We start from the raw sequence: 21,581 nt of genomic DNA, 5'->3' as shown, positions 1-21,581 counted from the left end.
TTTACGTCTATTCGAACGATGGTTAACGAATGGTTAATTCGGGTGCCGCCCGCGAGGAAATGCCGGGACCGGATATCGGGCAAGCGCCCTGCCCCATGACCTCCTGCGATTTTCAGACGGAATCGAATGATGAGATGTCAGCGCCCTTCGCACGCCTGCTGGCCCGGGCGGCGCGAAGGGGCGCCTGCCTGCCCGATTCGTCAGACCGAGCGCGATTCGCCCTAGCGCCGGCCGCCCACCTCGTCGATGTGCTCCAGAAGGTCGGCGGGATCCTCGTAGACCCGGATCGCTCCTGACTGGCGCAGTTCCTCCGCGCCATAGCCTCCGCTCAGGAGGCCAACGCCCAAGGAGCGGCAGCGCGTCGCCGCCAGCATGTCCCAGATGCTGTCGCCCACGACCACGGCGGTCTCGATCGGTACCGCGAGCCTGTCCGCGGCAGCAACGAAGAGGTCTGGATCGGGCTTGGCGTAGCGGACCTGGTCGCGCGTCACGACCGGCACGCGCTCAGGATCGACGCCGAGCGCGGCGATGTTGACCGCGGCCGTCTCCATGCGCCCGCTGGTGGCGATCGCCCAGGGGATCCCTGCATCCGTCAGCCAGGCGAGCAGTTCGCGCGCGCCCGGCAGCGGACGGACCTGCCCCGCATAGCGGCGGTAGGCTTCCGCATGGCCTTGCCGCAATCGCTCCACATGCGCCGTGCTGATCTCGAGCCCGGTCTCACGGAGAAGCTGATTGGTGAAGAGCCCGCCGCTCATGCCGATCCTGCGATGGATACGCCAGATCGAGAGTTCGATGCCCTCGGCATCGAGCGCCTCCTTCCAAGCGAGCACGTGCTGGTAGACGCTGTCGACGAGCGTGCCGTCGAGATCGAAGATGAATGCCGACTCAATATGCATTGGGGTGCTCCTTCCGGCCGGTCTAACCTAAAGTATGGCCCGGGAGAGACATCGGGCAAGCCCATCAGCGACGCACCCGCGCTCCCCGCCCCGCGGATGCGCAACAAGCTTCTGCGGCCTTGGCGACCCCGGCCACGACTTCGGGATGTCCCTGGCAGCAATCCCGCATCAGGAATTCCACCAATCCGGACAGGCTGTCATAGTTGGCCGTGTAGATGATCGAACGCGCCTCACGACGCGACGTGACGAGCCCCGCCCGCTCCAGGTGCGACAGGTGAAACGATGCGCTTGAAGAAGACGCCCCCACCGCATCGCCGACGGCACCGGCGGGCATGCCCTGCTCCCCGGCAATGACCAGCGCCCGGACCATCCTCAGCCGAGTTTCCTGAGACAGCGCGGCAAATGCATCGAGGGCTTGATGTTCGTCGAGTTTCATTTCAATATCTCATGAGTCGTTGAAATAAGGATAGTCGATCATGAACCGGCACGCCACCCCCGTTTTTCCCGCCGACACGTCCGTCGATCAGCTCCTGGCTGCCCTGGCGGAGCACGACAGCAAACCGCTCGTCATCGACTATGCCGGCCGGCGTGTTCAGCCGGGCTATCATGTCACAGAGGTCAAGGCGGGCTCCTTCGTCACGCTCGATTGTGGCGGGCGGCCGGATGCCTGGCAAGAAACCGTGCTGCAGGTCGAGGACATGCCGGCCAGGGAAGAAGGGCAGACCTTCATGTCGGTCGGCAAGTTCCGCGGCATCCTGGCCAAGGTCGACAGCCAGATTCAGCTTCAAGCGGGCGCGCGCATGACGTTCGAGGTGAGCCGGCCGGACGAACCCATGCAGATCTTCGATGTTGCCGGCGTGGCGCTCGAAGGCGATGCCGCGGTGCTCAAGCTTGCGCCTCGCCCCGCCATCTGCAAACCACGTCACAGGGCGCGCGAAGATACGGTCACGAGTTGCTGCGCGCCCGCCTCCTCGGGGAAATGCTGCGCCTGAGGGCGTCCGCGTACAAGGAAGCCTTCATGACGGGCCGCATCCCGGCCAGCGCCATTTGGGCGCTCGGCCTCACCCAGATCATCGGTTACGGCACGCTGTATTATTCTTTCAGCGTTCTGGCGCCTGCCATCGGCGCGACCTTCGACTGGACCCCGGAATGGACGTTCGGGGCACTCACGATCGCCCTCCTGGCGGGCGGGCTTGTTTCGCCGCTAAGCGGGCACATGGTCGACAAATGGGGCGCAGCCCCCACGATGACGGTGGGATCGCTTGTGGTCGGTCTTGCCTTGGTCTTGATGGGGGTTGCGGCGAATGGCTATCTCTTCGCATTCGCGCTGATCTTCATGGAAGCGACGTCCACCCTGGTGCTCTATGCCGCCGCCTTTGCCGCACTGGTGCAGTTGGGCGGCCGCGATGCGCAAAGAAGCATCACACATCTGACCCTGATTGCCGGTTTCGCCTCGACGATCTTTTGGCCGCTCACCGCCGCTTTGCTGTCATGGATGGACTGGCGCACCGTCTATCTGGTCTTTGCCGCGATGAACGTCCTCGTTTGCGCGCCCCTGCATTTTTGGCTCGGCAGGATTCCGCGACCCGCGCTCGAAACGGAGCGGGCCGGGACGGACGACAGCCGCCGTGAGGAGATTGCCGGCAGCCTCCCGCCGGGCCGGCGCAGCTTCGGATTCGCCTTGGTTCTCGCGGCATTCGCATTCGAAGGCGTTCTCATGTCGGCCGTCACGCTGCAGATGGTGCCGCTGCTGACGACCTTGGGGCTGGGAAGCGGCATGGTGCTGATCACCAGCGTGTTCGGTCCGGCGCAGGTGCTGTCGCGCTTGACCAACATGGTCTTCGGCAAGAATTTCCCGGCGACGTCTCTCGCCATCGTCGCCGCCGTCCTGCTGCCGTTCGGTACGGCGGTTCTCGTTCTGACGGCGCCTTCCATACCCGGCGCTGTACTGTTTGCCCTGCTGTTCGGATTGGGTTCGGGCCTCACCAGCATCGTTTCGGGGTCGTTGCCTCTGCAACTGTTCGGCCGGGAACGGTACGGTACCCGGCTCGGCTGGCTGTCCTCCGCGCGTCAGGTCGCCTCGGCGGTCGCCCCCTTTGCAATGGCGGTTGTCATGGGTTTGGTCGGCGTACCGCTTACGCTGTGGATTGCCGTAGCCATCGGTATCATACCGGTGGTGGTGTTTGCGGGGGTCGCGGCCATGACGCGCTCGTCATTGCCGGCGCCGACCCCCAGAACAGCCTGAGGAGCGGATCCCGACCTTCGCGCTCAGCACGGCCGGAGATGGCCGGCAAATATGGGCACTCTCATCTGGACCAACCGGTCCGGGCCCATGGCACCATGCAATGAGGGAAGGGCATACCTAGAGCACGTCCGTTGAACTCCGAGTCGTAGCGTTGATGACACGGATTGGGTTTTATGATTCACCGTCGCCGTTGCAGGAGATGGCGATGGCTCGAGCTTACGGTGAGGATCTTCGGATGCGGGTTCTGGATGCTGCAGCGGCAGGCGCTTCGGCGCGCTCCGTCGCGGCACGGTTTGGCGTCGGCGTTTCGACGGCAATTGTCTGGATCAGGCGGGCGCGTGAGAACGGGGAACGCTCGGCGCGGCGTCAGGGCAAGCCGCGGGGCTCACGCCTGGATGCGCACGAGACGTTCGTTGTTGCCATGATCGAGGCGAACAAGGACGTGACGCTGAACGAGATGGTCGAGCGGCTCGCAGCCGAGCGCTCCGTGTGTATCGGCCGCAGTGCCCTGAGCGCCTGGCTGCGCGGGCGGGGCTGGACGTTCAAAAAAGTCCGCGCATGCATTGGAGCAGGACCGTCCTGATGTCCTGAAGCGCCGGCAGGATTGGTTCGAAGGCCAACTCGACCTCGACCCTGCCAGGCTTGTCTTCATCGATGAGACCGGCCTGTCCACCAAGATGGCCCGCCTGCGGGGTCGCGCGCCATGCGGCGAACGCTGCCGAGCCGGCATGCCGCATGGGCACTGGAAAACCACCACCTTCACCGGCGCACTGCGCCTGTCCGGCATGACCGCGCCCTTCGTCTACGATGGCGCCATGAATGGCACCGTCTTCCTCGCTTATGTCGAGCAGGTCCTGGTCCCCACCCTGAGGCGCGGCGATGTCGTCATCATGGACAACTTGCCGGCACACAAGGCAGCAGGCGTCCGCGACGCGATCGAGCAAGCCGGTGCAACCCTCATGTTCCTGCCGCCCTATAGCCCGGACTTCAACCCCATCGAGAATGCCTTCTCAAAGCTCAAAGCGCTCCTGCGGGCAAAAGCCGAGCGCACCATCAAAGCGCTCTGGGATACCGCTGGCGCACTCCTCGACCAGTTCACTCCCGCAGAATGCGCAAACTACTTCAGGGCTGCTGGATATGACCCGGATTAAGCCGGACGTGCTCTAGGTAAGTGCTGCGCCGGTATCTCCTCCCATTTTCCGGCGCGTTCCCCTCTGGAGGTTTTTACCTTCATTTCAGCCGGGCCTACGCCCGGCTCTTTTTTTGCATCTTGCAAGCAGGCCTAGAGGGCGGACACTAGCGGTGGGCCGAGCCTGCTCAACCGGCGATGCTGTCGGATGCAGCAGAGACCGCATCCCCCATGGGAGCGCAGGTGATCTTCACGCTCATGGCCTCGTAGCGCTCCCGCTCTTCGCTGCCCAGTCCCTCGTCCGTGATGATCTCATGGATCCTGTCGAGCGATGCGACCTTGTAGATGGCGCGGCTGGAGAATTTCGAGCTGTCGACCAGAAGCGTCGTGCGTTCCGCCGCATCGATCATCGCCCGCTTGAGCTGGACGAGCTCGATGGCCGTATCCGAAGCGCAGTCGAAATCCACCGCCTGCGAGCACAGGAAGAAGTGATCGCAGCGGACATCCTTCAGGAACGAGAGCCCGGGCTCGCCAAGCAGCGCATAGGCGCCGTGCCGGCAGGAGCCGCCGGGCACGATAAGGCGGATGTGATCCTTGTTGCTCAAGAGGCTCGCCACCAGCACATCATTGGTGACGACGGTGAGCGGGATGGTAAGCCCCGCCACCACATGCGCGAAATGGTGCAGGGTGGAGCTCGTGTCGATCAGGATGCTCTGCTCCGGCTCCAGCCGCTTTGCCGCCTCCACGGCGATGGCGCGCTTCTCCTCGACCGCCGTCTGGCGGGCCTCGTCGGTGGTGGGTTCGAAAGTCGCCCGGCGCCGGATGCGCACCGCGCCGCCATGGGTGCGGCGGACAAGGCCCTGGGATGCCAGATAATCGAGGTCGCGGCGTATGGTGGAAACGGACGTGTTGAAAATGCGCGCGAGATCCTGGCTCGACGCGGCCAGGTTCTGCGTGAACCACTCCTGCAAGCGCTGCCTCCTCTCCGCCGGCAGCATATCCTCGGCCTGCATCGGGGTCTGGTTCGGCCCGTGCTCGCTCACGCGGTCTCCTTCCTGACTCTGCCTGATGTCTGCGCGAGATGTCGCATTTCGCTAGCGCGCGAACAATAGGTCGGGAAGCCAAAGCGCGATTTGCGGGAAGACCGCGAGGATGGCCGTGCCCAGACACAGGAGCAGGAAGAACGGAAGGGCCGCGCGCACAGTGCGGCCGAGATCCTCGCCGGTGAGTCCCTGGAGGATATAGAGATTGAGACCCACAGGCGGCGTGAGCGCGCTCATCTCGATCATCACGATCAGGTAGATGCCGAACCAGACCGGATCGTATCCCGCGTGCATGACAAGCGGAAGCGCGATCGGGACGGTCATCACTGTCATCGAGGTCCCGTCGAGGAACATGCCGAGAACGATGTAGAAGCCCGCCAGGATGAGAAGCAGCATATAGGGCGAGAGATCCATGGCCGCGATCCCCGCCGAGATCGCGGAAGGCAGGTGAAGATAGGCGATCGCCGCCGACAGGAACGCCGAGGCGGCGATCAGCATGCAGATCATGGCCGAGATGCGGATGGTCGCCATCAAGGAGGAGACGAAGAGTTCCCGGCTGAACTGTCCCGTCACGACGGTGATGACGAGCGCTGCGAACACCCCCACCGCGGCGGCCTCCGACGGCGTCGCCAGCCCCGAATAGATCGAGCCGAGCACGATGAACATCAGGGTTCCGATGGGGATCAGGTTGAGCAGGCCATGGCCGATCTCCCTGATCGAAACCGGTGTGTCGTCACGCGGCGCAAGGTCCGGGCGCAGCGTCGTGGCGGCTGCGATATAGCCCATATAGAGCCCCGCCATCATGAGCCCCGGCAGGATGCCTGCGGCGAAGAGGCGGGCAATCGAGGTTTCGGCCAGAACCCCATAGACGATCATGGCGATGGAAGGCGGGATGAGGAGGCCGAAGCTGCCGGCCCCCGCCAGCGACCCCGACGCAAGGTCATGGCCGTAGCCGCGCTGCAGAAGCTGCGGGATGGTGATCTTGCCGACGGTCGCCGTGGTCGCGTTGCTGGAGCCGCTCACGGCGGCAAAGAGCGTGCAGCCCAGCACATTGGTGTGCAGCAGGCCGCCGGGGATGCGCTTGACCAGCGGCGCGAGGCCGAGAAACAGCCGTTGGGCGATGTCCGTGCGGAAGATGATGTCGCCCATCCAGATGAAGATCGGAATGGAGGCGAGCTCCCAGGAAACGGCGCTGGACGAGATCACCCGTGTCGCGATGGGCCCGATGCGCGCGAGCGGAAAGTCCAGCACCATCCAGAGCGAGCCGATGGCCACCAGGATGAGGCCGGAGAAAATCCAGACGCCGGCGCCGAGAAAGAGGAAGACCAGGCCCAGCAGGACGGCGCTGGAATAAACGGCTGTCATGGCAAAGTCCTTTGCCGTTTAAGCTGTTACAGGACGAGCTTCGATTCCTCCGTGAGCCCGACAGTGATCAGGCGGAGGAAGCGCACGACCAGATGAAGCAGTATCAGGAGGAGCCCGATGAGGAAGAAGGATTCCGGTATCCAGAGCGGGATCGGCAGGTAGTGCTCGCTCACCGTGCCGCGCGTGAAAGCGCGCGAGACCGACCGCCATTGGTAGCCCGCAAGAAACCACATGAGCCAGCCGGTAGCGAGCACCGCGAACATCTCCGCGCACCAGGCGAGCCTTCGCGGCATGCGCTGGGTCAGCACGCTGACGCGGATCATGCTGCCATTCTCGAGCGCCCAACCGAGGGCAAGGAAGGTGATGGCCGCGACGCCGTAGCCCACCAGCGCGTCCGCCATATAGGTGGAGCGCGAAAAGAAGCGCAGCACGATCTCCAGGAGGATGTGGCAGGTCATCAGGACGAGGAGGAAGGCGGCCGCGAGAGCGGCAAGCCTGTTCAGCCCCGAGGAGACCGTGGCCACGAAGCCGACCCATCGCGGTTCGATCCGGAGCGCCTGGTGGTCGACTTCGCTCCGCTCCGTCACCGCCATCGCTCGTCCCCCGTTCACGTCAGGCACGCCCCTTCTCGAATTCGTCGAGAATGGCCTTGCCGCGGTCTCCCACACGCTCCACCCAGGCGGCATGAACGCCCTCGCCTGCCGCCTTCAGGTGATCGAACACCTCGGCCGGCGGGTTCTGCGTGACGGTCATGCCGTGTTCGCGCATGATACCGTAGCTGTCCTCGATGGTCGCCACCATCGCCTTCCAGTTGAACTCGTCCGTCAGGTCCGAGACTTCCTGGATCGCCTGCTTCGCGCTGTCGGACAGGCTTTCGTAGGCGTCCTTGTTCACATGTGCCATGAAGAGGCCCATGGCGTAATTGAGCTCGGTGAAGTCCGTCAGATAATCCCAGATGCTGAGCTGCACGCCGCCATCGGCCGAGCTCAGCACCGCGTCGATGCCGCCCGTCGAGAGCTGCGGCACGAGATCGGACCAGCTGATCTGCAAGGGAGCGGCGCCGGCATTGACCAGCGTCTGCGTGCCGTTCACGTCGTAGGTGCGGATGCGCAGGCCCTTCAATGCGTCGGGCGCGTCGATCGGCCTCTTGCCGTGGATCCCGCTCGGCGGGTTGGGCATGGCCCAAAGCAGCACCATGTTGTGCTCGTCGAAGATCCTGGCGTATTCCGGCTTGGCGATCCGCCACAGCCGCATCGCCTCGTCCGGCGTCGGCACCAGGAAGGGCAGCGAGGTGAGGTCGAACAGCGGGTCGATGCCGCCGAGCTGGGTGGCAAGCGTGACTGCCAGGGGGACCGCGCCGTCCTCGACCGCATCGAAGTGATCCACCGAGCGGTAACCCAGCGCGCCGCCGCCGTGATAGGTGATGTCCAATTCGTCGCCGATGCGCTTCTTGAGCTCGTCGATGAAGTAGAGGCTCGCCTTTCCGGTCAGGGCGTTCTCCCCATACTCGTCGGCCATGTCCCAGCGCTGCGGCGTCTGGGCGAAGCCCGTACCGCCCATTCCGGCAAGAGCCGAGCCTGCGGCCAGGCCGGAACCCATCTGCAGCAGTGTGCGTCGTGATATTTTCATCTCCGGTTCCCCTTAGAACGGTGCCGTTGCTTCTTCGACGTCCCGGACTCTCCCGCAAACGTTCATTTTTATTGGCAGGATCTGCATCAAGCTGCGCGATCCGCATTCGGATGATGCGCAATCTACCACAACATGTCAATCATTCGGTCGAAAAACTGTCACAAAGTTCCTTTCGAGCCGCTGCCCTCCTCTTTTCACCGGGATTTTAGGCTTGATCGCGAAGAGGGTCTTGAGTATCTATCAAAAACGTTCAAAAAAGATCATATACACGCACGTATTGCCAGTCTCCGATGGTCGCAGCATTGCTCGGAGGTTGGTTGCGCCTAGATGGGGAACCGCAGTTTAGCGAAGGGGAAGAAGATGTCCGCCACAAACGATCAGCCGGTCGTCGTCATTTCAGGCGCCAATCGCGGCATCGGCCGTGCGATCGCCGAGCATCTGCTCGAACACGGCTATCGGCTGAGCCTCGGCGCGCGCGACACGGATGCGCTGCAGGCCGCTTTCGGCGCGCATGCCGAACGCGTGCTGTGCTGCCGGTTCGACGCGTACGAGCCAAAGACGGCGAGCGACTGGGTGGATGCCACCGTCGCTCGTTTCGGCCGCATCGATGCGCTGGTCAACAATGCCGGTCTCGCCGAAAGAGTCGAGCTCACCGAAGACAACGACGAGGCGCTCGACCGGCTCTGGGCGGTCAACGTCAAGGCGCCGCTGAGGATGACGCGCCTCTGCCTGCCCCACCTCGAGGCGACGGGAAGAGGACGCATCGTCAACATCGGCTCTCTTTCGGGAAAGCGCGTGCGCAACAGCTTCGTCGGCTACAACATGACGAAATTCGCGGTCATGGGTCTCACCCACACCACGCGCCAGGTGGGCTGGGAGAAGGGCATCCGCGCCACGGCCATCTGCCCGAGCTTCGTGCGCACGGAGATGAGCGCCTACACCAGCAAGGTGACGCCGGAGGAGATGATCCAGCCCGAGACGATGGCGGAGCTGGTGCGAACGGCGATCGAGCTTCCCAACAATGCCGCGGTGGCCGAGCTCCTGGTCAATTGCCGCCTCGAGGACATGCTGTGATCGCCACGGGCCTGCGCGCAGACATCTCGATGAAGACGACACCGCGATGACCTCCCTCCCCCTGGACCAGGTGCAAGGCCACGAGCGCCTGCCCGAAAGAGTGGACGTCGTCATCATCGGCGGCGGGATCATTGGGGTTTCCACCGCCCTTTTCCTGACCGAGGGCGGTCTCAGGGTCGCGCTCTGCGAGAAGGGCCGCATCGGTGGCGAGCAGTCGGGCCGCAACTGGGGCTGGGTGCGCCAGATGGGCCGTGATCCACAGGAGATCCCGTTGGCGCTCGAAAGCGTCCGGCTCTGGTCGACGATGAACGAGCGCATCGGCGACGAGACAGGCTTCCGCCTGACCGGAATCACCTATCTCTGCGAAAGCCGCCGCGACATGGCGGAGTATGAAGCGTGGCTCGCCCATGCCAGGCAATGGCAACTTCCTTCGCGGCTGGTTTCCTCCGCCGAGCTTCCCGGTCTCCTGCCCGGCCTGGCCGGCCGATTCGAGGGTGGCTTGCACACGGCGAGCGACGGCAGGGCAGAACCGTCCAAGGCCGCCCCGGCCATCGCCCGTGCGGCCCAGAAAGCCGGCGCGCACATCCTCACCGACTGTGCGGTCCGCGGGATCGAGATGAAGGCGGGAAAGCCGGGCTGGGTGGTCACCGAGAAGGGACCGATCGCCTGCGACGCCGTGGTGCTCGCCGGCGGCGCCTGGTCGCGCCTCTTCCTCGGCAATCTCGGCATCGACTTCCCGCAACTGAAGATCATCGGCTCCGTGGCCCGTGTAAGTGCAGCCGACGGCGTGCCGGACATGCCGGTGGGCGCTTCCAACTTCTCCTTCCGCAGGCGTCTCGACGGCGGCTTTTCGGTCGCCATGCGCAACGCCAACATCGCGCCGATAGTACCCGACAGTTTCCGGCTCTTCGCCGATTTCATCCCCTCGCTCGTCAAGCAGTGGCGCGAATTGAAGCTGCGCGTCGGCAGCCGGTTCATCGAGGAATGGCAGACGCCACGCCGCTGGTCGCTCGAGAAGGAAAGTCCGTTCGAGCGGGTGCGTGTCCTCGATCCCGTACCGATCGAGCACTTCAACCGCAAGGGGCTCGCCAATCTCGTCAAGGCCTTCCCCGCCTTCACGGAGGCGAGGATCACCTATAGCTGGTCGGGCATCATCGATGTCACGCCGGATGCCGTTCCCGTCATCGGCCCCGTCGCCGCCCTGCCCGGCCTTTATCTTGCAAGCGGCTTTTCCGGCCACGGTTTCGGCATCGGGCCGGGCGCCGGGCGCCTCATGGCCGACCTCGTGCTCGGGCGCACGCCCTGTGTGGACCCGCAGCCTTTCCGCTTTGACCGTTTCGCAAAAGCCAGAAAAACTGCCGAACGCGTGCTCGCGAGACAGACCGGAGGGTGAAGAAACATGGCGTGGAGAATTGGCGTCGATTCCGGTGGCACATTCACCGATCTCTGCCTCTTCGATGAGGAAACGGGCCGCCTCGAGATCTGGAAGGTTCCCTCCACCCCGGATGATCCGTCGCGCGGCATCGCCAACGGCGCCGAAGAGGCGCTGGCCGAGGTCGGCGCCAAGGCGGCCGACATCAGCTTCCTGGGCCACGGGACGACGGTGGCGACCAACGCGCTGATCGAACTGCGCGGCGTGAAGACCGGCCTGATCGTCACCGACGGCTTCCGCGACCTCCTGGAGATCGGCAGGCAGAAACGGCCGAGCCTCTACGACATGAACGCCGACAAGCCGGAGATCCTGGTAAGCCGGGACCTGCGCCGCGAAGTGCCGGAGCGGCTCAAGAGCGACGGCAGCGTCGATGTCCCGCTCGACGAGAATGCCGTGCGCGAGGCCGCACGCCTTCTGGCCCGGAACGACGTGAAGGCGATCGCCATCTGCTTCCTCTACGGTTTCCTCAACACCGAGCATGAGGTGCTCGCGCGCCGCATCGTGGCCGAGGAGTTGCCGGAGGCTTTCGTGAGCGCCTCCCATGCCGTCGCGCCCGAGTTCCGCGAATACGAACGGCTCTCCACCACGGTGGTGAACGCCTATCTCGGCCCCGTGATGCAGCGCTATATCCGGCGCCTGCAAAAGCGCCTGGCCGAGTTGGGGGTTGCCGTCGCGCCGCAACTCACCCAATCGAATGGCGGTGTCATCGGCTTCGAGGCTGCCGCCGAACTTCCGGTGCGCACGGTGCTGTCCGGCCCGAGCACTGGCGTGGTAGCCGCCCAGGCGATCGGCCGCATGGCGGGCTTCGAGAACATCATCACCTTCGATGTCGGCGGCACCAGCTCCGACGTGGCATTGCTGCAGGGCGGCGTCTGCAAGCTCACCGGCGAGGCGAGCGTCCACGGCTATCCCATCAAGGCGCCGATGCTCGACATCCACACCGTGGGCGCAGGCGGCGGCTCGATTGCCCATGTGGACAGCGGCGGGCTGCTGAAAGTCGGCCCGCAGAGCGCCGGCGCCGATCCCGGACCCGTCTGCTACGGCCGCGGCGCCACCGAACCGACGGTGACCGATGCCAACGTCGTGCTCCAGACGCTCAACCCCGTCGAGATCCTCGGTGGCCGCATGAAGGTGGAGCGCGAGCTCGCCGTCGCCGCCGTGCAGAGACTGGCGGACAAACTCGGCCTCGATCTCATGGAAACGGCACAGGGCATCATCTCCGTGGTGACCGCCAATATGGCGAAAGCCATCCGCGTCATCAGCGTGCAGCGCGGGCACGACCCGCGCGACTATGCGCTGATGGCCTTCGGCGGCGCCGGCCCGCTGCACGCCGCGCGGCTCGCGAAGGAGCTCGACATCTCCCATGTGATCGTGCCGCGCACGCCGGGCACGCTGTGCGCGCTCGGCCTGCTGCTCACCGACCTGCGCGCCGATTTCGCCGTGAGCCGGCTGATGGAGCTTTTGCCGGAATCGCTTCCGGCGGTGGCGGAGGGGTTCGCAACGCTCGAACGCCAAGCGGTAGAATGGTTCGAGGCGGAACGCACGCCTCCGGACCGGCGCCGCATCACCCGCACCGCCGATATGCGCTATGTCGGCCAGAACTACGAACTTTCGGTGCCCGTACCGGCCGGTACGGTCGACGCCGGCACCTTCGAGCGCCTCGCGGAAGGCTTCGCGGAAGCCCATCGCCAGCGCTTCGGCTTCGCCGCCGAGGGCGCCCCGGTGCAGATCGTCACGCTGCGGGTGGAGGCGGCGGGATTGGTGAAGAAGGCCGAGTTCGCCCCCCTCCCCGATGCCGGACCCGACGCATCGCAGGCGGTGATCGCGGAGCGCGAAGTCTATTTCCCCGAGGCCGGCGCCTTCGTCGTCTGTCCCGTGTACCAGCGCGACCGCCTCAAATCCGGCAACCGTATCGACGGCCCGGCGATCGTCGAACAGATGGACACGACCACGGTCGTGCTTCCCGGCATGAGCGCTGCCGTTGACCCCTATCTGAACCTCATCCTGAAGGTGTGACCATGACCGAGGTCGATCCGATCACCGTGGAAGTCATCGGCAGCGCGCTCGCCTCGATCGTCGAGGAAATGGGCGAAGCGCTGGTGCGGGCGAGCTTTTCCACCAACATCAAGGAGCGGCGCGACTGCTCCACCGCCCTCTTCGACTGGCGCGGCAACACGCTCTGCCAGGCGGAGCACATCCCCATGCATCTGGGCAGCTTCATCGGCATCCTGCCGCATATCGGCCAGCGCTATGCCCGCGAGGACATCCAGCCTGGCGACGTCTTCATCGGCAACGATGCCTATGAGGGCGGCGCCACCCACCTGCCCGACATCGTGCTTGCCGAACCCATCTTCTTCGAGGACCGGCTGATCGCCTGGGCCGTGAACACTGCCCACCATGCCGATTTCGCCGACCGTGGCCATGCCCATATCTACCAGGAGGGCCTGCGCATCCCGCCCGTCAGGCTCTATCGCCGCGGCGAGCTGCAGAAGGACATCCAGGACCTTTTCCTGCTCAATTGCCAGGTGCCGCACGAGCGTCTGTCGGACCTGCGCGCGCAGATGTCGGCCAATGGGCTCTGCGTGAAGCGCATGCAGGCGCTCTGCGCCAAATATGGCGCGGACCGGGTGCTCGCCGCGGGCGATGCGCTGCAGGATTATGCCGAGCGCAAGATGCGCGCCGGCATCGCCGCCATTCCCGACCGGGCCTACAGCTTCACCGACCGTTTCGACAGCACCCAGTTCGACGGCGAGATGGAGCTGAAGGTGGACATCACCGTTACCGGCGACCGCATGCATCTTGCCTTCGACGCGCCGCCGCAGGTGGCTGCCGGCCTCAACATCATCTACACCGCGCTGCTCGCCACCTGCTATTACGCCGTGAAGGCGGTGATCGACCCGACCGTGCTCCCCAATGCCGGCCTCGCGCGGCCGATCACGGTCGAAGCGCCGCTGGGTTCGATCCTCAACTGCAAGCATCCGGCCGCCGTCGACGGCCGCATAGCCGCTTGCCAGCGCGTGGCCGACCTCGTGCAGGGCGCTCTCGCCCAGGCCCTGCCCGACAAGGTTGCGGCGGCCGGCAATGGCTGCTGCACCGGCGCACTTTTTACCGGCACGCGCCCCGACGGCAGTCTCTGGGTCTATCTGGAGACGATCGGCGGTGGCGCCGGCGCGCGGCCGACCAAGGACGGCCTGAGCGGCGTGCATGTCCACATGACCAACACCTCGAACCTTCCCGTCGAGGCGCTCGAGCTCGAATATCCGCTCACGCTCCTGCGCTATGAGCTGGTGAACGGCTCCGGCGGCGCCGGTACGCATCGCGGTGGCATGGGCCTGCGGCGCGTCTACCGCGCCGAGGCGGAATGCCGGCTGAGCGTCGAGGGCTCGCGTGTCCATTCCCGCCCGTGGGGCCTCGCCGGCGGAGGGGCAGGATTGCCCTCGGCCTTCGACTTCGGCGACGGCCGCGAGGACTTCAAGGGCACCGTGGCGCTCATGCCGGGACAGATCGTGGAGATCGTCACACCCGGCGGCGGCGGTTACGGCGCGCCGGAGAAGCGGGCGCGGGAGGCGATCGCCCGTGACCTGGCCGAGGACCGCATTGACGCCCGCACGGCCGAAGCGATCTACCGCATGGCCGTCTGACGCCCGTCATTTCCAACCGGTCCTCTCCCGCCGGGCCCGGCGGACGGACCCCTTTTTGTCCCAACCGCTCTGAAAGGATGAACGATGAGCAAGGTCGTGAAAGTGAAGTCCGGCAGCATATTCGAGGAGAAGGAGAGCTACTCGCGCGTCGTGATGGTCGACAACTGGGTTCACGTCTCCAACACCGCCGGCCGCAACTACAAGACCCGCGAGATGTCGACGGATGCCGTCGAGCAGGCGAAGCAGTGTTTCGCCAACATCGAGGGTGCGCTGGCCTCGGTAGGCGCCACGCTGGCGGACGTGGTCCGCTCGCGCGTGGTCATCCCCTATCGCGAGGATGCCGCGTCTGTGATGGCCTTTGTCGGCGAGAGATTCCGTGGCATCGACCCGGCGAGCACCGTGACCTGCGCGCCGCTCGGCGCGCCCGATTTCAAGGTGGAGATCGAGGTCACGGCCTATAAGGGCGCCGGAAAGGCCGAGCAGGAGCGCATCCAGGTGCAGCTTTGATGCAAATGCGCGGGGGCCGCTGCGGCGGCCCCGCCCTGCTATTCGGCGCCTTCATGGGCGCCGCGATCCACCTTCGGCGCCTGCACCCTCGGTTTCACGGCACCGTCCCGCACGCCAATGCCCGGCCCCATGAACCCGCTGTCGCGGGCCGGTGAATCGGCGCGCAGCCGAAAGTCCCCCGTCTCCGGATCCACGAAGCCGGGATCGGCGACCATGCTGCCGGTATCGCCGCTGACGGACCGGAAGGCTTTGAAGTCATCTCCCGGCCTGCCCTCATTGTAGAAGTTCCGACCTTCCCAGAACCAGCGCGTTTGGTCGCCCCCGGCGGAGGAGAAATAGAGATTGTGCCCGATCCTCACCGAATCCGAACGGTCCTCGGAGAATTTGGTGATGACGTAGCCCTTCCTGCCCGCGTGCAGGATGTTGTTCTGGAAGCGGATATTCGTGGCATTGCTGCCGATCTGCAGTTCGCCCGAATGGATGCCGGGCGCATCGCGGGTGTTGTTCTCGAAGAGCGTGTTGTTGACGATGGTGCAATTGTCCGCCCCGCCAGACCGGGTCGGATGGTAGCCGCCTACCAGAATGCCGGCATCCCGGTTGAAGCGCACCACGTTGTCGCGGACGATCACATTGCTCGTGGCCTTGCCGGGATGCTCGCTGAGGATCCAGATGCCGCCGTCGTTTCCCTCCACAAGGTTGCGCTCGACCGTAATGTCCCGCCCGCCGTCGATATAGATTCCGATCGCGGCGGCGATGTAGGTGAGCCCCCGGTTGCCGGCGGTCGAGAGGTTGTAGACGGTGTTTCCGGCGATCCATCCGCGGCGGGCCCGGTCGGACTCGGTGCCGGTGTGGTAATAGCCGATCGCATCGATGCCGATGAAATTGTTGTCGTGCACGCTGTTGTTCGTGACCTGCCAGCCCTCGACATTGCCGCCGACCGTCAGCGACTCTCCGGTGCCCGTCCTAAGGCCGTAGAGCTCGTTCCCGTCGACGATCACATTCCGCAGGGGTTCGGCCTCCGTGCCGTAGACGGCGATCCCGAGCCCGTTGGCATTGCCCCTGGCGGGCAGGTTGTTGGCCTCGATGCGGTGGATGACATTGTTTCTTATCTCGATGCGCTCGCCCGCACCGCTGACGAGAACGCCGATCACGATGAATTCGGAATCCGACTTGTAGTTGCGGATCTCGAAGTCCTTCACCCGGACGTAACCGACATTGGAGAGCGTGATCAGCCCGCGCCTCCCATAGGGCTGATCGACCAGTCCGGCCCCGTCGATGACCGCGTTTTCGCCCGGCGCCTCCATCAGCGTGATGTATCCGCCTTCGGCGGAGCCTGACCGCGTGATCGTCACGGTCTCGTTGTAGATGCCCCCATGCACGAGAACCGTATCGCCGGGCTCGACATGATCGACCGCATGCTGGATCGTGCGCCATGGCGCCTGGGCCGTCCCATCGCCGGCATCCGATCCGTCGATGGCTACGTGATAGGCGTTCCCCGGCCGGTCGAAAGCCCTGTTGCACACGCTCCAGTGGGTCGCTGCGGAAGGATCGCTGGCCGAGGCGGCCGTCACCGTCACGTCCAGTTCCGCACCCATATTCGCCGGGGCGGTATAGAGCCCGCGGTCGCTGATCATTCCGATCTCCGGCGCTCCTCCGGGAACGCCGTCCACCATCCAGACGAGATCGGCGCCCGCGGTGTCCGCCTGGAACTGCTCCGTCGCATTCGCCTCCAGCACCCGGCAATCCGCCGAGGCATCGGCGTTTGCTGCCGGGAGGAAAAGCGCCGTTGCGGCAAGCGCGACGATCCAGGCCATCACGGCTGCGCACCGGAACCGCCCGGTCCGGGCGCTCGCCCCAGGTGCAATGTCTCCGTCTCGCATGGATGCCCCGCTTCTCCGGAAGGATAGGTTTCGCGGTACATTATCGAGATCGCGCTGCCGCGAAAGCCCAAAAGCATCGTCCTGTACGCCGGGACTTCAGCTGCAGCACCTACGGCCCCTCGCCCTTGATCCAGTCCAGGGTGGTGGGCAACGAGGCCGCGAATGTGGCGCCGTGCCCGAGCCCCTTCAGCACCTCGACTTGCATGGCAAGGGACGGCACCTCGTCCAGGCGGTCCACCAGCGCCATGGTGTTCGCGGCCGGCCCGAGGGGAGCGCCGCCGGACCGCCTTTCGCTAACCCCCAACGCAACCAGCAGGCGAAGGCGCGGACCGTCCGGCCACCGCACGTCGTCGAGCCTTCTCCGCAACGCACCCGCGCTCCGCCAGACGGAAGGGCTGATGGCGGCATAACCGTGAAACGCGGACGGCTGCGCGAACAGGGCGAAGAGGGCGAAGAGCCCCCCATACGAGTGGCCCCAGATGAACCTGCGCGATGGATCGACCGCGATGCCGCGTTCCGCTGCGCGCCGAAGGTCACCGGTAAGGAAATCCAGGAAGTCCGGCGCGCCGCCGATCATGCGTCCGGGCCGGTCCGGATCGGGTGTCGGGCCATCGCTGCCTTCCGGCGGCGTGTAGTCCAGCGAGCGCTCCTCGACGGCGTATCTGAGCGTGGTGTCGTAGCCGATACCGATCACGGCGAGTTGGGGCATGCTTTGCAACAGGGCCTGAGTGAGGGAGTCGAAAGCGCCGTTGCCGTCGAGCATATAGAGGACGGGAAAACCTCCGGCGGGCGGCACCCCCGTCGGCAGCGCACGAAAGACCTGATAGCGCCTCCCGCCGTTTCCGGTGACGAAGAACCTGTCGAGCCTGTGTGTCGATGGCGGCGCGTCGAAAATGGCCAGGCTCGTTTCGGGAATGACGGGCTGCGAACCGGCTGAAGGGATGAAGGAAAGCGACATGGCGGCGATGAGCATCCGTCGGTTTGGGAAGTGCATCTCGGTTCCCCGGAAAATCAGCGGAAATAGGTGGCGATCCGTTGCCCGTCGATCTCGTGGACCTTGATGGGTACCTGATAGATCGCGGTGAGAACCGAAGGTTCGATGATCGTCTCCGGCGCCCCCTGCGCGGCGATCCGCCCATCCTTCATGACGATGATATGGTCGGAGTAGCAGGAGGCGGCGTTGACGTCGTGCAGGACGACGACGACGGTTTTGCCGAGTTCGCGCGCGGCCCGGCGCAGCAGGCCCATCATGGAGACGGCATGCCGGATATCGAGATTGTTCAGCGGCTCGTCGAAAAGCATGTAGTCGGTGTCCTGACACAGCACCATCGCCACGAAGGCGCGCTGGCGCTGGCCGCCCGAGAGTTCGTCCAGAAAACGATCCGCAAGCTCGCACAATTCGAGGAAACCGAGTGCCTCGTCGACATGGCGGGCGTCCTCCACGGTCGGGCGTCCCTTGGAATAGGGATAGCGGCCGAAGGCGACGAGATCGCGCACGGTGAGACGCGAGGCGATATGATTTTCCTGGCGCAGAACGGAGAGGCGGCGGGCGAGAACATCGCCGGGCGCCTTCGTCACGTCGAGCCCGTCCACCTTCACGCTTCCGCGGTCCATGGCGATCAGGCGGCTGACCATCGAAAGCAGGGTCGATTTCCCGGCCCCGTTTGGGCCGATGATCGCCGTGACGCCCTTCGCCGCGATCTGCAGCGAAACGCCGTTCACGACGACGGTTCCGTCATAGGTTTTGACAAGATCGTCGATCTCGATCATCGCGCGGCCCCCTTCAAGACGAGCAGGATGAAGACAATTCCCCCCACGAACTCGATGATGATACTGAGCGCGGTGTCGAAGCCGAAGACATGTTCCAGGACGACCTGGCCGCCCACCAGGCATATGACCGCGATGAGCGTGGCGGTCGGCAGCAGCCAGGCATGCCGGTGCGTCGGCATGAGCTGGTAGGCGAGATTGGCGACGAGCAGGCCGAAGAAGGTCACCGGCCCGACCAGCGCCGTCGAGATCGAGACGAGGACGGCCACCAGGACGAGGATCACGGTCACGGCCCGCCTGTGCTCGACGCCGAGATTGATCGCGCTCTCCCGCCCGAGTGCCAGCACGTCGAAGACATGGCGCATGCGCCAGCCGACCACGCTTGTCGCCGCGACGATGGCGAGCGCAAAGCCGACCAGGCCGGTGTCCACCGTGTTGAAGCTCGCAAAAAGCCTGTCCTGAAGGACGACGAATTCGTTGGGATCGATGATGCGCTGGAGAAAATTCGAAAGGCTGCGGAAGAGCACGCCGAAGATGATGCCGACGAGGAGCAGGAGGTGCAGGCTGCGCGCACCACCGGAAAACAGCCAGCGGTAGAGCACAAGGCAAAAACCGATCATCACCATCGCCTCGAACGCGAACAGCAGATGCGGGTCGATGGCCGACACGCGCGCCGCGCCGACGAAGAAGACGAGCCAGGTCTGGATCAGCGCGAAGAGCGCGTCGAAGCCCATGATAGAGGGTGTCAGAATCCGGTTTCCCGTGACCGTCTGGAACAGCACGGTGGAGACCGCGACGGCATAGGCAACGAGAAGAAGCGCGATCAGCTTTCCGCTCCGGAAGGGCAGCACGAAATCCCAGTTGCCTCTCGCCCCGACCGTCATGAAGGCCGCGACCGCCAACGCCGCACAGGCGGCCAGGACGGCCAGCACCGCCACCGGACGCGGATGGCGCGGCTTACGCGACACGGGAGCGCTTCCTGAAGAGCAGGTAAAGGAAGAAGACGCTTCCCACCACGCCGAACACCGTTCCGATCGGTATCTCGTAAGGATGGATGACGAGGCGGCCGACAATGTCGCACACCAGCACGAGCCCCGCACCCGTGAGCGCGATCCAGGGCAGGGAGCGCCGCATATTGTCGCCCATCATCATGCTCACGAGATTGGGCACGACGAGGCCGAGAAACGGAATGGCCCCGACGGTGGTCACGACGACCGCCGTGACGAGCGAGACGATGACCAGGCCGAGGGAAACGACCCGCCGGTAGCTGAGCCCGAGATTTGTCGTGAAATCCTCGCCCATTCCCGCGACCGTGAAACGGTCCGCGGCGAAATAGGCGACGGCAGTGAAGAATAGATTGAGCCAAAGGAGCTCATAGCGGCCCATGAGCACGCCGGAAAAATCGCCGGTCGTCCAGGCCCCGAGCGACTGCAGCAGATCGTAGCGATAGGCGAGAAAGGTGGTGATGGCGCCGATGACGCCGCCGAGCATGATGCCGATCAGCGGGACGAGCAGAACCGAGCGCAACGGCACCTGACGCAGGATGCGCAGGAAGAGGGCCGTTCCGGCCAGCGCGAAGGCGGAAGCCGCGAGCATCTTGCCGAGGACCGGCGTGCCCGGCGCCACGAGCATGACACAGAGAATGCCGAGGCTGGCCGATTCGACAGTTCCGGCCGTCGAAGGCTCCACGAAGCGGTTCCGCGCCAGCATCTGCATGATGGTCCCGGCGATCGCCAATCCGGCTCCTGAAAGGAACAGCGCCAGGGTGCGCGGGATGCGGCTCACCACCAGGACACGGAGGGCGTGGCCGCCTTCGCCCGACCCCGTCAGCGTGGCGATCGACACATGGCTGACGCCGACGAAGAGGCTGGCGAGCAGCAGGAGCAGGATGAGAAGAATGGCAGGCAGAAGGCGAGTCAAGAACGCAGGGTCCGGTCGGGCGAGTGGTTCCGGCCGCTCACCGGATGGCGAGCGGCCGTGTATCGCTGAGAGTGATGGTTCAGCCGCCGATCGCGTCGTTTAGCTGTTGAACGGTGGCCTCCAGCGCACGCAGTCCGCTGCCGGCGAGATACCAGTCGGACGGATCGAGATAGACGACGTGGCCTTCCCTCCATGCGGTTGTCTGGTTGACCAGATCATTGTCCAGCATCTGGCGAGCTGCCTCGCCCTCCCGGCCGATGGCGGCATCACGGTCGATGACGAAGAGCCAATCCGGATTGGTCTCCAGGATGAACTCGTAGGAGACCGACTGTCCATGCGTGGCGACGTCAAGATCGGGCACGGCCGGCTGGATGCCGAAGTCATCATGCAGCACGCCGAAACGCGAGCCTGGCCCGTAGGCGCTCATGCGGCCGCCGGTGGTGAGGATGATGAGGCCTTTGCCGATCCCCCGCGCCTTCTCGCGCAGGACGGCAATGGACGCATCGAGCTTCCGCAGATGCTCGGCGACGGCGTCTTCCTTCCCGAAAATGCGTCCGAGGATCTCCGCGTTGGCCTTGGCGCTATCGAGATAGTGCTCGGGATCGACGGAGAGGTCGATTGTCGGCGCGATCCTGGCGAGATCGGCATATTTCGCGCTCGACCGTCCGCCGGCGATGATGAGATCGGGCTCGGCGGCGTTCACCGCCTCGTAGTCCGGTTCGAAGAGGGAACCGATCTTCGGATAATCGTCGGAATTGTATTTGGAAAGGCGTTCCGGCTTGGGGCCCTGGGGCACGCCGCCGACCTCGACGCCAATCGCATCCAGCGTGTCGAGTGCGGCAAGATCGAGGACCAGAACGGTTCCGGGATTGGCGGGCACGCTGGTCTCGCCCTGGGCGTGGCGCACGGTGATCTCCTGCGCATTGGCGTCCGTCTGCGGGAGACCGAATGCGAGGGATGCGAGGAGCAGCCCTGCAACGGCTGTCCGGCGTCGGATCATTGTGGTCAACATTGCTTCATCCTTTCGGTTGGGCCAACGTCCGTGGAGCGTTG

General features: G+C 65.0%; 20 protein-coding genes. 8 read left to right on the top strand and 12 right to left on the bottom strand.

Annotation, left to right across the window (positions count from 1 at the left end; genetic code table 11):
* Positions 1-221: 221 nt before the first annotated feature.
* Both PVE73_RS09025 and PVE73_RS09020 read right to left on the bottom strand, forming a co-directional pair.
* Positions 222-896: an HAD family hydrolase gene (locus PVE73_RS09025; RefSeq protein WP_277366612.1), complete on the bottom strand. Its 675-nt coding sequence runs from the start codon at positions 894-896 to the stop codon at positions 222-224.
* 64 nt (positions 897-960) lie between these two features.
* Complete coding sequence (locus PVE73_RS09020) at positions 961-1,332, bottom strand: metalloregulator ArsR/SmtB family transcription factor (protein WP_277366611.1); 372 nt, start codon at positions 1,330-1,332, stop codon at positions 961-963.
* A 40-nt stretch (positions 1,333-1,372) separates the two neighbouring features.
* On the opposite strand from PVE73_RS09020, the gene PVE73_RS09015 reads away from it, so the two are divergent.
* The 3 genes from PVE73_RS09015 to PVE73_RS09005 all read left to right on the top strand — a co-directional run bounded on the left by PVE73_RS09015 (position 1,373) and on the right by PVE73_RS09005 (position 4,292).
* Complete coding sequence (locus PVE73_RS09015) at positions 1,373-1,888, top strand: DUF6428 family protein (RefSeq protein WP_277366610.1); 516 nt, start codon at positions 1,373-1,375, stop codon at positions 1,886-1,888.
* Positions 1,889-1,914: 26 nt separating this feature from the next.
* Complete coding sequence (gene arsK, locus PVE73_RS09010; protein ID WP_277366609.1) at positions 1,915-3,141, top strand: arsenite efflux MFS transporter ArsK; 1,227 nt, start codon at positions 1,915-1,917, stop codon at positions 3,139-3,141.
* A 205-nt stretch (positions 3,142-3,346) separates the two neighbouring features.
* Positions 3,347-4,292 (top strand): IS630 family transposase gene (locus tag PVE73_RS09005; RefSeq protein ID WP_246249038.1). Its coding sequence is split into 2 segments (ribosomal slippage): positions 3,347-3,687 and positions 3,686-4,292, totalling 948 coding nucleotides; the frame shifts between segments, so codons are not numbered across the junction.
* A 166-nt stretch (positions 4,293-4,458) separates the two neighbouring features.
* Here the strand turns inward: PVE73_RS09005 and PVE73_RS09000 are convergent.
* The 4 genes from PVE73_RS09000 to PVE73_RS08985 are packed head-to-tail and all read right to left on the bottom strand — an operon-like array spanning position 4,459 to position 8,307.
* A complete protein-coding gene (locus tag PVE73_RS09000; protein WP_277366608.1) occupies positions 4,459-5,313 on the bottom strand; it encodes a DeoR/GlpR family DNA-binding transcription regulator in 855 nt (284 codons plus the stop codon).
* Between the two features lie 51 nt (positions 5,314-5,364).
* A complete protein-coding gene (locus PVE73_RS08995) occupies positions 5,365-6,678 on the bottom strand; it encodes a TRAP transporter large permease subunit (RefSeq protein ID WP_277366607.1) in 1,314 nt (437 codons plus the stop codon).
* A 26-nt stretch (positions 6,679-6,704) separates the two neighbouring features.
* Positions 6,705-7,298, bottom strand: coding sequence for a TRAP transporter small permease subunit (locus tag PVE73_RS08990; RefSeq protein ID WP_277366606.1), 594 nt, complete (start codon positions 7,296-7,298; stop codon positions 6,705-6,707).
* Positions 7,291-8,307: a TRAP transporter substrate-binding protein gene (locus tag PVE73_RS08985; protein ID WP_277366605.1), complete on the bottom strand. Its 1,017-nt coding sequence runs from the start codon at positions 8,305-8,307 to the stop codon at positions 7,291-7,293. Before PVE73_RS08985 ends, PVE73_RS08990 begins: the two co-directional genes overlap by 8 nt.
* Before the next feature lie 360 nt (positions 8,308-8,667).
* Here PVE73_RS08985 and PVE73_RS08980 point away from each other — a divergent pair, with 360 nt between their 5' ends.
* From PVE73_RS08980 to PVE73_RS08960, 5 genes are all read left to right on the top strand, one after another.
* Positions 8,668-9,381 carry an SDR family NAD(P)-dependent oxidoreductase gene (locus tag PVE73_RS08980; protein ID WP_277366604.1) on the top strand — a complete coding sequence of 238 codons (714 nt, stop codon included), beginning with the start codon at positions 8,668-8,670 and terminating at the stop codon, positions 9,379-9,381.
* 46 nt (positions 9,382-9,427) lie between these two features.
* A complete protein-coding gene (locus PVE73_RS08975; protein ID WP_277366603.1) occupies positions 9,428-10,774 on the top strand; it encodes an FAD-binding oxidoreductase in 1,347 nt (448 codons plus the stop codon).
* Positions 10,775-10,780: 6 nt separating this feature from the next.
* Positions 10,781-12,829 (top strand): hydantoinase/oxoprolinase family protein, encoded by a 2,049-nt coding sequence (locus PVE73_RS08970; protein ID WP_277366602.1) that lies wholly within the window; start codon positions 10,781-10,783, stop codon positions 12,827-12,829.
* 2 nt (positions 12,830-12,831) lie between these two features.
* Positions 12,832-14,454 carry a hydantoinase B/oxoprolinase family protein gene (locus tag PVE73_RS08965; RefSeq protein WP_277366601.1) on the top strand — a complete coding sequence of 541 codons (1,623 nt, stop codon included), beginning with the start codon at positions 12,832-12,834 and terminating at the stop codon, positions 14,452-14,454.
* An 84-nt stretch (positions 14,455-14,538) separates the two neighbouring features.
* Positions 14,539-14,961 carry a RidA family protein gene (locus PVE73_RS08960; RefSeq protein WP_277366600.1) on the top strand — a complete coding sequence of 141 codons (423 nt, stop codon included), beginning with the start codon at positions 14,539-14,541 and terminating at the stop codon, positions 14,959-14,961.
* Positions 14,962-14,999: 38 nt separating this feature from the next.
* On the opposite strand, the gene PVE73_RS08955 is transcribed toward PVE73_RS08960, so the two are convergent.
* From PVE73_RS08955 to PVE73_RS08930, 6 genes are all read right to left on the bottom strand, one after another.
* Positions 15,000-16,775, bottom strand: coding sequence for a hypothetical protein (locus PVE73_RS08955; RefSeq protein ID WP_277366599.1), 1,776 nt, complete (start codon positions 16,773-16,775; stop codon positions 15,000-15,002).
* 175 nt (positions 16,776-16,950) lie between these two features.
* Positions 16,951-17,835: an alpha/beta hydrolase-fold protein gene (locus tag PVE73_RS08950; protein ID WP_277366598.1), complete on the bottom strand. Its 885-nt coding sequence runs from the start codon at positions 17,833-17,835 to the stop codon at positions 16,951-16,953.
* Between the two features lie 17 nt (positions 17,836-17,852).
* Positions 17,853-18,611: an ABC transporter ATP-binding protein gene (locus PVE73_RS08945; protein ID WP_277366597.1), complete on the bottom strand. Its 759-nt coding sequence runs from the start codon at positions 18,609-18,611 to the stop codon at positions 17,853-17,855.
* Positions 18,608-19,492 (bottom strand): iron chelate uptake ABC transporter family permease subunit, encoded by an 885-nt coding sequence (locus PVE73_RS08940; RefSeq protein WP_277367394.1) that lies wholly within the window; start codon positions 19,490-19,492, stop codon positions 18,608-18,610. The genes PVE73_RS08945 and PVE73_RS08940 overlap by 4 nt, the downstream gene beginning before the upstream one ends.
* A gap of 73 nt (positions 19,493-19,565) precedes the next feature.
* Positions 19,566-20,528 carry an ABC transporter permease gene (locus PVE73_RS08935; protein WP_277366596.1) on the bottom strand — a complete coding sequence of 321 codons (963 nt, stop codon included), beginning with the start codon at positions 20,526-20,528 and terminating at the stop codon, positions 19,566-19,568.
* A gap of 79 nt (positions 20,529-20,607) precedes the next feature.
* Complete coding sequence (locus PVE73_RS08930) at positions 20,608-21,528, bottom strand: siderophore ABC transporter substrate-binding protein (protein ID WP_277367393.1); 921 nt, start codon at positions 21,526-21,528, stop codon at positions 20,608-20,610.
* Positions 21,529-21,581: the final 53 nt, after the last annotated feature.

The organism is Chelativorans sp. AA-79, assembly GCF_029457495.1.
Classification (GTDB): domain Bacteria; phylum Pseudomonadota; class Alphaproteobacteria; order Rhizobiales; family Rhizobiaceae; genus Chelativorans.
Note: the sequence above shows the minus strand (reverse complement) of the source record. Positions and strands in the feature narration are given on the sequence as shown.